Annotated in this window: 9 protein-coding genes; 5 read left to right on the plus strand and 4 right to left on the minus strand. The window is 65.8% G+C overall.

Annotated features, from left to right (window positions below; genetic code table 11):
- Positions 1-21: 21 nt before the first annotated feature.
- Positions 22-1,017, plus strand: a complete 996-nt coding sequence (locus tag DTW89_RS09605) for an ABC transporter ATP-binding protein (protein WP_114655773.1) — start codon at positions 22-24, stop codon at positions 1,015-1,017.
- A gap of 35 nt (positions 1,018-1,052) precedes the next feature.
- Positions 1,053-2,237: an amidase gene (locus DTW89_RS09610; RefSeq protein WP_114655785.1), complete on the plus strand. Its 1,185-nt coding sequence runs from the start codon at positions 1,053-1,055 to the stop codon at positions 2,235-2,237.
- 37 nt (positions 2,238-2,274) lie between these two features.
- On the opposite strand, the gene DTW89_RS09615 is transcribed toward DTW89_RS09610, so the two are convergent.
- Entirely contained in the window at positions 2,275-2,808 is a 534-nt protein-coding gene (locus DTW89_RS09615) for an ureidoglycolate lyase (protein WP_114655774.1), read from the minus strand.
- A 253-nt stretch (positions 2,809-3,061) separates the two neighbouring features.
- Between DTW89_RS09615 and DTW89_RS09620 the strand changes: the two genes are divergently transcribed.
- The 3 genes from DTW89_RS09620 (at position 3,062) to DTW89_RS09630 (ending at position 6,506) form a co-directional block, all read left to right on the plus strand.
- Positions 3,062-5,380, plus strand: coding sequence for an NADP-dependent malic enzyme (locus DTW89_RS09620; RefSeq protein ID WP_114655775.1), 2,319 nt, complete (start codon positions 3,062-3,064; stop codon positions 5,378-5,380).
- Between the two features lie 155 nt (positions 5,381-5,535).
- Positions 5,536-5,943: a ribonuclease domain-containing protein gene (locus DTW89_RS09625; RefSeq protein ID WP_114655776.1), complete on the plus strand. Its 408-nt coding sequence runs from the start codon at positions 5,536-5,538 to the stop codon at positions 5,941-5,943.
- A gap of 137 nt (positions 5,944-6,080) precedes the next feature.
- Positions 6,081-6,506, plus strand: coding sequence for a barstar family protein (locus DTW89_RS09630; protein WP_024813457.1), 426 nt, complete (start codon positions 6,081-6,083; stop codon positions 6,504-6,506).
- Between the two features lie 286 nt (positions 6,507-6,792).
- Here the strand turns inward: DTW89_RS09630 and rsmA are convergent, their stop codons facing one another.
- The 3 genes from rsmA to DTW89_RS09645 are packed head-to-tail and all read right to left on the minus strand — an operon-like array spanning position 6,793 to position 11,374.
- Positions 6,793-7,563 (minus strand): 16S rRNA (adenine(1518)-N(6)/adenine(1519)-N(6))-dimethyltransferase RsmA, encoded by a 771-nt coding sequence (gene rsmA, locus DTW89_RS09635; protein WP_114655777.1) that lies wholly within the window; start codon positions 7,561-7,563, stop codon positions 6,793-6,795.
- A 13-nt stretch (positions 7,564-7,576) separates the two neighbouring features.
- Positions 7,577-8,974: a peptidylprolyl isomerase gene (locus tag DTW89_RS09640; protein ID WP_114655778.1), complete on the minus strand. Its 1,398-nt coding sequence runs from the start codon at positions 8,972-8,974 to the stop codon at positions 7,577-7,579.
- A 9-nt stretch (positions 8,975-8,983) separates the two neighbouring features.
- Entirely contained in the window at positions 8,984-11,374 is a 2,391-nt protein-coding gene (locus DTW89_RS09645) for an LPS-assembly protein LptD (protein WP_114655779.1), read from the minus strand.
- Positions 11,375-11,528 lie beyond the last annotated feature (154 nt).

The following is an 11,528-nucleotide window of genomic DNA, read 5'->3' on the forward strand; positions in this document are numbered from 1 at the left end:
CCCCAACCCTTTACAGAACCCATGGTGGTGCTGCGCGACCTGAGCGTGACATTCACCGGTGCCCGCAAACCCGTGCAGGCCGTCAGCGGTGTGAGCCTGCAGGTGCAGCGTGGCGAAGTCGTGGCACTGATTGGCGAGTCGGGCTCGGGCAAGAGTGTGACGTTGCGCACGCTGCTGCGCCTGCACCCCGAGCGGCGCACCCGCATCGGCGGCGAGGTGCGCGTGGCTGGCCAAGACCTGCTGGCCCTGTCGGGCCGGCAATTGGCCGACTACCGCGGCAAGGTCACGTCGATGATCTTCCAGGAGCCTTTGCTGGCACTGGACCCCGTGTATACCGTGGGTGCGCAGATCGTGGAATCCATCTGCCGCCACGAGGGCGTCACGGCGGCCGAGGCGCAACAGCGTGCGCTGGCCTTGTTTGAGCGCGTGCGCATTCCCAGCCCCGCACGGCGCTTGCGGGCTTACCCGCATGAAATGTCGGGCGGCATGCGTCAGCGCGCCATGATCGCCCTGGCGCTGGCCTGCCGCCCCCAGTTGTTGCTGGCAGACGAACCCACCACGGCATTGGATGCGACGGTGCAGATCCAGATCCTGCTGCTGCTGCGGGAGTTGCAGCGCGACCTGGGCCTGTCGGTGATCTTTGTCACCCATGACATCGGCGCGGCGGTGGAGGTGGCAGACCGCATTGCTGTGATGTACGCCGGCCGCATTGTCGAAGAGGGCACGGCCCGCGACCTGATCCGCAACCCGCGCCACCCGTACACGATCGCCCTGCTCAAGAGCCGCGCCCATGGCGCCATGGCGCGCGGTACGCCCCTGGAGACCATTGCGGGCACACCGCCCGATCTGTCGGCGCTGCCACCTGGTTGTGCCTTTGCCGAGCGCTGCAGCCTGGCTACCGACGCATGCCGGGTGCAACAACCGCCCGTGATCGAGATCGCTCCGGGACACCGTGCGCGCTGCCTGCGCACCGATGCGGCAGCGGCCACGGCGCGGGTATTGGTGCCCACCCTTTGACGGCTTCTTCTTTACTGGCCTTGCGCCCCACCACCATGCCTCTGCACGACCCTGCCCACGCGTTTGTTCCGTATCCCGATGTACCTGTGCCCCATGCCGGCACGGGGCCCTTGGCCGGGCTGAGTTTTGGTGTCAAAGACCTGTTCGATGTGGCGGGCTTCCCCACAGGCGGTGGCAACCCCCTCGTTCTGGCCCTGTCGGGCACCAAAGACCGCACGGCACCCACCGTGCAAAAGCTGCTGGACGCCGGCGCCCGCCTGGCAGGAAAAACGGTGACCGATGAGCTGGCCTTTTCCATGAACGGCAACAACGCCCACTTTGGGGCGCCCGTTAACGGGGCCGCTCCGGAGCGCATCACGGGCGGATCGTCCTCAGGGTCGGCCTCGGCGGTGTCATCAGGCCTGTGTGACTTTGCGCTGGGCACCGACACCGGTGGCTCCGTGCGCGCCCCGGCCAACCACTGCGGCCTGTTTGGGCTGCGCCCCACGCACGGCCGCGTGAGCCTGGCAGGCGCACTGGACCTGGCGCCGAGCCTGGACACCTGCGGCTGGTTTGCCCGCGAAGCCCAGACTTTTGCCCGCGTGGCCGACGTGTTGCTGGGCGCCGACCCGCAACCCCTTCCCGCCCAGGTGCGCCTGTTGTGGCCCGCCGACGTGTGGGCCCTGCTCGACCCCGCTGTGCGTGCGGCGCTGGATGGCGCCGTGCAGCATGTGCAGTCGCTGCTGGGCACCGCAGCGCCGGTGGATGCCGTGCTGGAGTCGTTTGATGCCATGTACTGGAACTTTCGCTACATCCAGGGGCGCGAGGCCTGGATGACCGACGGCCCGCTGATTGAACGCCATGCGCCCCCGCTGGGCCCGGGCGTGGCCGAACGTTTTGCCTGGTCGCGGGCGGTAACGGACGAACAGGTGGCCATCGCCCGCGCATTTCGTGCCCGCTACCAGCATCATCTGGGCCAGTTGCTGGGCCATGATGGTGTGCTGGTCATGCCTACCATGCCCGATATTGCCCCCCTGCGCAGCGCCCCGGAGAGCAGCCTGGAGGACTACCGCAACTGTGCGATCCAGATGCTGTGCATCGCCGGACTGACAGGGTTCCCACAGGTATCGATGCCGCTGGCGCAGCGCGATGGTGCCCCGCTGGGCCTGTCGCTGCTGGGGCCCGCAGGTTCCGACCGGTCGCTGATTGCGCTGACAGAAGGCATCGCGGGGCTGGGCTGAAGTTTTGCGACGGTTTGCCACCGCCGTCATGGGCCCGTCACGTCGCCAAGGAGACCTCCACGGCGGTGGGGAGTGCACACAGCATGCAATCCACCACAGGGGCGGCACGCTCGATCACCACGAAGTCGCCGGCATCCAGGGCCAGCAGGGCATGGTGCCAGGTCCCGGGTGCCAGCGTGACGCCTTGCTGCCCATCGGTCACAAAGGCTTCCAGTGCGGCCGCCTCGGGGGGCGCACCCGCTGCAGCCACCACGATGACAAAACGCCTCGCCCCGAGCGGCACAAAGGTCTGGCTACCCAGCTGGTGGCACTCCATCTCGTGCAATACCAGCGGAAACGACCGCGCCTGGGCGCTAAACAGCGCTAGCTGGGCCCGGCCACCGGCAGCGTCCAGTTGCATGTCGTCCACCAGGTCAAACCGCAAGGCCGTTCCCGCATTGATCGGCCGGGCGGCATTCACGCGAGGCGGCGCCTGCAGCACGGTGCCAAAGCGCTGAAAATCTCCGGGGGTCAGAGGTCGCGCCACCAGCGACGAAGCCGTGAGCGGCCTGCAAGGGTGTGATGAAGGCATGCAACGTGGGTGAGCAAGAATCGCACCGGTTATCCATCCGGCCCGTCCTTTCTGTCGGCCCCGCCAAAACGGCGGGCCACGGAAGGCCATTGCATGCATGGCGATCACAAGCGTTTAGACCGGGCAAGCACCGCGACTTATCAGGGTTTTCACGGGACGAAGCCTACAATGCACCTCCCTCTTACAAGCTGACGGCCCGCCCCGAGCAGATCCAACGCGGACCCCGGCACTTTCTGAAAGCTGGAGACGCTTGATGCCCGAGAACACCACGGCCGATCACAACAACCTTCCCGACAAGCGCGCGCTGCTGCGCAAGGCAGCGCTGGAGTACCACGAGTTTCCCAAGCCCGGCAAGATCTCGATTGCCGCGACCAAGCAGATGGTCAACCAGCACGATCTGGCGCTGGCCTATTCGCCCGGTGTGGCCGCACCGTGCGAAGAAATCGTCAAAGACCCCAACGCCGCCTTCAAGTACACCAGCCGCGGCAACCTGGTGGGCGTGGTCACCAACGGCACCGCCGTGCTGGGCCTGGGCGACATTGGCCCGCTGGCGGGCAAGCCGGTGATGGAGGGCAAGGCGGTTCTGTTCAAGAAGTTCTCGGGCATCGATGTGTTCGACATCGAGATCAACGAGAAAGACCCTGAAAAGCTGGTCGAGATCATTGCCAGCCTGGAGCCGACCTTTGGCGGCATCAACCTCGAAGACATCAAGGCGCCCGATTGCTTTTATGTCGAGCGCAAGCTGCGCGAGCGCATGAAGATCCCGGTCTTTCACGACGACCAGCACGGCACGGCCATCACCGTGGGCGCGGCCATCCTGAACGGCCTCAAGGTGGCGGGCAAAGACCCCAAAAAGATCAAGCTCGTCACCTCGGGTGCGGGTGCCGCCGCACTGGCCTGCCTGGGCCTGCTGGTCAAGCTGGGCATTCCGCGCGAGAACATCTGGGTGACCGACCTGGCGGGCGTGGTCTACGAAGGCCGCACCGAGCTGATGGACGAGGACAAGATCCAGTTTGCGCAAAAGACCACGGCGCGCACGCTGGGCGAAGTGATTGCGGATGCCGACGTCTTCCTGGGCCTGTCGGCCGGCGGTGTGCTCAAGAAAGACATGGTGGCCAAGATGGCCGCCCGCCCGCTGATTTTTGCCCTGGCCAACCCCAACCCCGAGATCCAGCCCGAGGACGTGAAGGCCGTGCGCGATGACGCCATCATTGCCACGGGCCGCTCGGACTTCCCCAACCAGGTCAACAACGTCCTGTGCTTTCCCTACATCTTCCGGGGCGCGCTCGATTGCGGCGCCACCACCATCACGATGGAGATGGAAATCGCCGCCGTGCACGCCATCGCCGAGCTGGCCCAGGCCGAGCAGAGCGAGGTGGTGGCCGCGGCGTATGTGGGTGAGCCGCTGGCCTTCGGCCCGGAATACCTGATTCCCAAGCCGTTTGACCCGCGCCTGATGATGATGATTGCCCCGGCCGTGGCCCAGGCCGCTGCCGACAGCGGTGTGGCGCTGCGTCCGATCGCCGACATGGACGCTTACCGCGACCATCTGCAGACCTTCGTGTACGCCTCTGGCACCACCATGAAGCCCATCTTCACCGCCGCCAAGGCTGCCACCAAGAAGCGCGTGGCCTATGCCGAGGGCGAAGAAGAGCGCGTGCTGCGTGCCGCACAGATCGTGGTGGACGAAAAAATCGCCCGCCCTACGCTGATTGGCCGCCCGGCCATCATCGCGCAGCGCATCGAAAAGTTCGGCCTGCGACTGCAGGAAGGGCGGGACTACGACATCGTCAATGTCGAGCAGGACCACCGCTACCGCGACTTCTGGCAAACCTACCACCGCATGACCGAGCGCAAGGGCGTGACCGCCCCGATCGCCAAGATCGAAATGCGCCGTCGCCTGTCGCTGATTGGTGCCATGCTGCTGCACAAGGGCGAAGTGGATGGCCTGATCGCGGGCACCTGGGGCCACACGGCGCACCACCTGAACTACATCGAACAGGTGATTGGCAAGCGCCCCGGCGTGACCACTTTTGCCTGCATGAACGGCCTGCTGTTGCCCGATCGCCAGGTGTTTCTGGTGGACACCCACGTCAACTACGACCCCACGGCTGAGCAGCTGACCGAAATCACCATGATGGCGGCCGAGGAAATGCTGCGCTTTGGCATCAAGCCCAAGGCGGCCCTGTTGTCGCACTCCAACTTTGGTTCCAGTGACCAGCCCAGCGCCGTCAAAATGCGCCGGACGCTGGAGCTGCTGCGCGTGCAGGCGCCCTGGCTCGAAGTGGATGGCGAGATGCACGGCGACGTGGCTCTGGACGGCAAGGCGCGCGCCGCGCTCATGCCCCACAGCACCCTGGCGGGCGATGCCAACTTGCTGGTGCTGCCCAACATCGATGCGGCCAACATTTCCTACAACCTGCTCAAGACAGCGGCCGGCGGCAACATTGCCATTGGCCCCGTGCTGCTGGGTGCGGCCCAGCCGGTGCATATCCTCACGGCCAGCACCACGGTGCGGCGACTCGTCAATATGACAGCCATTACCGTGGCCGACGCCAACGCAGCACGATAAGCCTCCAACAAATAGCGTGCACTAACTCTGGTGCACCACTAATGCCCTCGGCGCCTGCCCAATCTTTGTGCAGGCGCTTGCTTTTTGGGGGGCTTTGAGCGACACTAGCCCGTTGAAATTTCGGGTTAACCCGTAGTTTCTGAAAGGTGTCGTTGATGCTCAAGGCTGTAGCCACCCAAGTGCGAAAAGCAGGGGTTTTGTGTGTTGTGGGTGTTGCGTTGGTCCTGGGCCCGGTTCCCGGACATGCCCGGAAATCTCCGTCTCACGACGGTTCCATGGCTTCCATATCCGTGGCAGAGCTGCCCCCCCAGGGACGTTCGACGTATGCGCTGATCCACCATGGCGGCCCTTTTCCGTACGACAAGGACGGAACAGTGTTTGGCAACCGTGAACGGTTGTTGCCGGCCCACCAGCGCGGCTACTACCGTGAATACACCGTCAAGACCCCCGGCGCGCGCAATCGTGGCGCCCGGCGCATTGTGTGTGGAGGCAAGCCCCGGGTGCCGGACGCCTGCTATTACACCAGCGACCACTACGCCAGTTTTCGCAGGATTGTCGAATGATGTCCGAAGTGTTGTCCGCCCGCCCCAGCCGGGGCAGTGGGCAGCCAGGCCCCTTGTTTTCCCGACCCGAAACACGCATCCTGCGGTTTTGCGGTCAGCCAGAAGTTTTTGGACCTAATAAAGAAAGAGCAACGGAGATGCAGACGCCCCTTCGTAAAGACCAGGAAACGCCACTGCGTGGCGTGCGCACCAACATCGTGCAATCCATTCGCGCTTTCCGCGTGCAGGATCTGCAAGATGCGGCAGCTTCCCTCGGTCAACATTTTTTGTATGCCAACCTGGCCCATGCCCAGTCCAAACAGGATGTGCTGGACCTGATTGCCGCGCAGTTCACCTTTCCGTCGCACTTCGGCAAGAATTTCGATGCGCTTTACGACTGCATGACCGATCCCCTGCACAAATCCGGGCCGCAGCCGGGCTTCATCGTGGTGCTCGAGCAGATTCCGGCCACGGGCAAGTTCGACAAGGAAGCGCGCGAGCAGCTGCTCGATATCTTCCGCGATGCCGCAGATTTCTGGGGTGACCGCAAGATTCCGTTCCGCTGTTTCTATTCTTTTCTGTAGCCCGTTCTGCAACCACCAGCCAAGCAGAACGGGCGAACGAGGCTAAGGAAACGGTAGCGGTCCAGGGCATCGCCATCGACCCCGAAACCGCCGAGAAGATGCCCACCGACAAACTGGTCGATATCTCTCCCCTGGCGCTGCGCATGAGCAGCCCGTTCAACGCGGGCTACTGGCTGACCGCCGCCTGAGCGCGCGCGCAGGCCGCGTGCACGTGAACAGGGCCCGCCACTGGCGGGCTTTTTCATGAGAAAACCGGCCCTGGCCCTGATGGGGAAAGCGCCAAGCGCTATTGTTTTTGATCCAGCGCGAGGGCCAGCGCCACATATTCGTGCACCGGCACTTCTTCTGCGCGGCGCTGGGTGTCGAAGTGGCCCGCAAAGCCCCGCCCCTCCAGCCAGCGGCCCAGGGTGTGGCGCAGCAGCTTGCGGCGCTGGCTGAATGCCACCTGGACCAGTTCGGACAGCAATGCCGGGCGCACCGCCGCCGGCGCGTCATGCGGCACCATGCGCACCACCGCGCTGTCCACGCGCGGGGGCGGGTCGAAGCTTTCAGGTGGCACGAACAGCACGTTCTCCATCGCATAGCGCCACTGCAGCATCACCGAAAGGCGCCCATAGTCGGACGTGGCTGGCGACGCCACCATGCGGTCTATCACCTCTTTTTGCAGCATGAAATGCTGGTCTTCGATCACCGACACATGCTCGAGCAGGTGGAACAGGATGGGCGTGGAGATGTTGTAGGGCAGGTTGCCAACCACCCGGATCCTGGGAACCTGCAGCGTGTGCGCCAGCTGCGTGAAGTCGACTTTCAGCACGTCCGACTCGATGACATCGAGCTGTCCGTGCAGCCGCAGCCGCAAGGCCAGGTCGCGGTCTAGCTCGATTACCGTCAGGCGACCCAGACGCTCCACCAGGGGCTGGGTCAGCGCGGCCAGGCCGGGGCCGATTTCCACCATGGGCTGGCCAGGCAGTGGCGCGATGGCGCTGACGATGGCTTCGATGATGCCGCCGTCCGACAAAAAATGCTGGCCAAAGCGCTTGCGCGGAATGTGTTTCATGCAGCGGCCCGCTTCACTGCGGCGCGTCGCGGTATTCGACGTAGGCCCGGCCGCGCAGCTCCTGCACCCAGGTGGCAAAGGCTTCCTCGACCTTCTTCTCGCGCACCGTGTCGCGCGCCATGTCGCGCTGCTCGCGCTGGGTGAGCTTGGCCTCGCGGCGCTCCACCAGCTGGATCAGGTGCACGCCAAAGCGCGACACCAGGGGTTCGCTGACTTCGCCCGGCTTGAGCGCGTTCATGGCCTGCTCGAATTCGGGCACATAGCGGCCCGGATTGGCCCAGCCCAGATCGCCGCCCTGCTTGGCGCTGCCATCCTGCGAGTGCTCGCGCGCAAGTTCGGCAAAGTCTGCCTGGCCTGCAACGATGCGGCGCCGGTAGTCGGCCAGCCGCGCTGCGGCAGCGCTCTCGGTCAGCTGGGGGCCGGTGCGCAACAGGATATGCCGCGCATGGCTCTGGGTCACCAGGGTGGGCACACCGGCAGTGGTTTTGTCCGCCACCTTGAGCACATGAAAGCCCGCCGCAGAACGCACGGGCCCGGCAATTCCGCCCACGGGCAGCTGCGCGGTGGCGCTGACAAACAGCTCGGGATAGCGCTCGGCCGGGCGCATGCCCAGCAGCCCGCCTGCCGTCTTGGCCTCGGCAGAGTCCGAGAACTCCTGGGCCACGGCCGCGAAATCCTCGCCGGCGCGCACCTTGTCGGCGGCGCGCTGGGCGCGGGCCTGGCGCTCGGCCACCTGGGCGGGGCTGGCGTTTTCGGGCACTGCCACCAGAATGTGGCCCAGGTTGATCTCCTGTTTGGAGGTGTCGGCCCCCGACTGCTGTTCACGCAGGTACTGGTCCACGTCCAGATCGCTCACCCGCACCCGGGACTGCACATCGCGCTCGCGCAGGCGCTGCAGCAGCATCTGGTTGCGCAACTCTTCGCGAAAACGTTCCTTGCTGATGCCGTCAGCGGCCAGCCGGCGGTGCATCTCTGCCACGCTGACGCTGTTTTGCTTGGCCACGCCCTCCTCGGCCTGGCCCACGGCATAGTCGTCCACGCGAATGCCTCCTTCGCGGGCCAGTTGCAGCTGGATCTTTTCCACGATCAATCGCTCCAGCACCTCGCGCGCCAGCAGGTCGCCGGCCGGCAGGGCAACGCCTTGCTGGGCCATTTGCTGTGCGATGCGGGCCGCGCGGGTCCGTACCTCGTTGTTGGTGACGGGTTCCGAATTGACCACCGCCACGATGAAATCGGCTTGCCGCAGTGCAGCGCCCGCACCGGGGGCGGGCAGGGTGAAGGAAGGCGCCGCAGGCGCTGTGCGAAGGCCCGCTCCGGCAGCCCCCGCGGGGCGCAAGCCCTGCGCCGCAGCGCCGGTGGTCACGAAAGAAGCCAGGCACGCCAGGCCCAAAGCAATTGCACGGTGGTTCATGGTGTCAGGTTAGTCATAGTTGCTGAAGCGGCTGGGGGTGCTGACCTGCTCGCGCAGGTACTGGTAGCGTGGCACATTCCGCCTCAAGGTTTCCAGGGGGCTTGCGCCCAGGCTCAGGCGCGAGAAGCCCACAAATTCGATCTGGAACAGCAGCCGCGTGTTGGAGGTGGTCACGCTGCTTTGCAGGCGTTCCAGCACCACGCGGCCTATCCAGCAGCAGCTGTCGTATTCAAAGCCCACCACCGTATCGACGAGCTTGCGGTCCTGCAGGCTGTAGTTCAGGCGGCCCACGGTGTACCAGCGGCCGCTGCCTTTGCCCTGGCCTTGGGCGCGCTCGGGGCCGCGGTCTGCGCCCTGGCCGCCCCACAAGGCCGCCAGCGGCCACTGCCAGCCCACGTCGATTTGCTCGCTGGTGCCGCGCTGCAGCCGGTAGACCGCGTTCACGGTGCGGTAGTTGCCCGGGCTGTAGCGCGCACCCACGGTGGAGCGGATGGAGCGCTGCGTCTTGGGGTTGTATTGCACGGTGGAGTCAAAGCCCCACTGCGGTGCCCAGTTGATGCCCGCGCCCAGCAGCACATCGGACACGCGCTCGCCGACGGGCGTGTTGTCGAGGGTCACGTTCTGGTCGGAGAAACGCAGGCGCTGGGCGATGCCCAGGCGCAAGGCCTCTGCGCCGGTGTCGGGATTGAGAAAACGCGTGGTCACGCCCAGGGTGAGCAGGTTGTTGTCGGCCAGGCGGTCATTGCCGACATAGGGGTTCTCGGTGTAGATGGAGCCAAAGCTGAAGTCTGTGGCCCCGGTGTCATACAGCGGCAGGCGGCTCTGGTCGCGAAAGGGCGTGTAGGTGTAGAACGCGCGGGGCTCCAGCGTCTGCGTGAAGGCGCGCCCCAGCAGACGTGCATCGCGCTCGAACACCAGCCCGCCGTCCAGGCTGAAGGTGGGCAGGGCGCGGCTGGCCGAGCGCTCCCCGCTGACCAATGGGTTGTCGAACTGGTATTGCGTGGCGTGCAGCTGCAGCTTGGGGATGACGAAGCCCCCCGGCGCCAGAAAGGGGCGGCTCAACTGGGCCTGCACAAAGCTGCGCTGGCCGTCGGCCGGGTTGGGCAGCGCACGGTCCGCCTCGAAGCGGGTGGTGTCGGCCACCATGCTGAAATCCAGGCCCCGCCCCAGATCCTGGGGCGTGTAGCGCCACAGCAGCTGGGGCATGAGGTTGTAGGGCGGAATGATGGGCGAAGCCACATCCTGCAGGGCCTGCCACTTGAGCGTGCGCACCTGGGCCGACATGTTGCCGCCCGCCCATGACGCCGTCGCGTCGCTGGGCAGCAGGCGCTGGCGCAGCGGCAGCGCGGCGCGCCCGAAGTCGCGCCAGTAGTTGTCGTCACTCACCCGGTTGAGGTTGAGGTTCAGGCCCACACCGCCCATGGGGGTGCTGATCAGCCCCTGGTGCTGCGCCGAATACCCCCAGCGCACGCGGTCGCGCTGGCTGTCGGTGGGCATCAGGCTGGCGTCCACCTGGCCCTGGTAGTTGGTTTCGAGGTAGCGGAACTCGCCCCCGACTTCAATGCCCCGCTTGGCCATGATGGCGCCGCGCAGCGTGGCGTCCCGGTTGGGGGCGATGTTCCAGTAGTAGGGCTGGATGTATTCGAGGCCATTGCGGCTGTCCAGGCCCACCGTGGGCGGCAGCAACCCGGACTTGCGCTTGTCCGACAGCGGAAACGTGATGTGCGGGATGGGCAGCACCGACACGCCCTTGAACTCCAGCACGGCACCTTCGGCGGTGCCCACTTCTTCGACGTTGTCCAGGCGGATGGATTGGGCGCGCAGCACCCAGTCGGGCTCCCAGCTGGCGGAGTCGTCGCGCTGGCAGGTGGTGTAGGTGGCGTTGTGCACCACGGCGCGGTCGCGGTCCAGAAAATCCACCCGCGTGGCGTCGCCATGGGCGCCGGTCACCAGGAAGCGGTAACGCGCGTCGCTGAAAAAGCCCTCGAACGCATCCACATGCAGCGCCAGCGCCGAGCCGTCATAGGTGTTGCCGGCCCGGTTGATGTGCACCTGCCCCTGCGCCTGGGCCAGATCGTCGGGCACGGTGTACTCCAGCCGATCGGCACGGATCACGGTATCCCCGCGGCGCAGTTCGGCATTGCCGTCGATCACCGCCTTCACATCGGGCTGGCCGGTGATGCGGTCTCCCGACACAAACACCGGCAGCTGGGGGCGCACCTCTGCCGGCAGGGTCTCTTGCAGTTGCGGGCTGCGGCGCAGTGCGGGCGGGGCATCCCACGCGCTCTGTGCATCGGCCTGCGCCAGTGCAACCAGCGGCACGCCGCACCACGCCAGCGCCACGGCATACGCCAGAGGGTGCAACCCCGGCCGACGGGCGCGCGCAGCGGCTTGCGGCAACGGCCGGGAAAGGGGGTGAGATTTCTGCACGAAAGGGGGCTGGCAACGGGGCACGTCGGGCAATATGGACAGGGCTTTGGAAACGGCCCGCGCCAGGCAGGGCGGGTTTGTAAAATGGGATTATCCATGAGCCACCCCTCCTCCCCCCCAAGGC

The organism is Acidovorax sp. BoFeN1, assembly GCF_003345135.1.
GTDB classification, from domain to species: domain Bacteria; phylum Pseudomonadota; class Gammaproteobacteria; order Burkholderiales; family Burkholderiaceae_C; genus Acidovorax; species Acidovorax defluvii.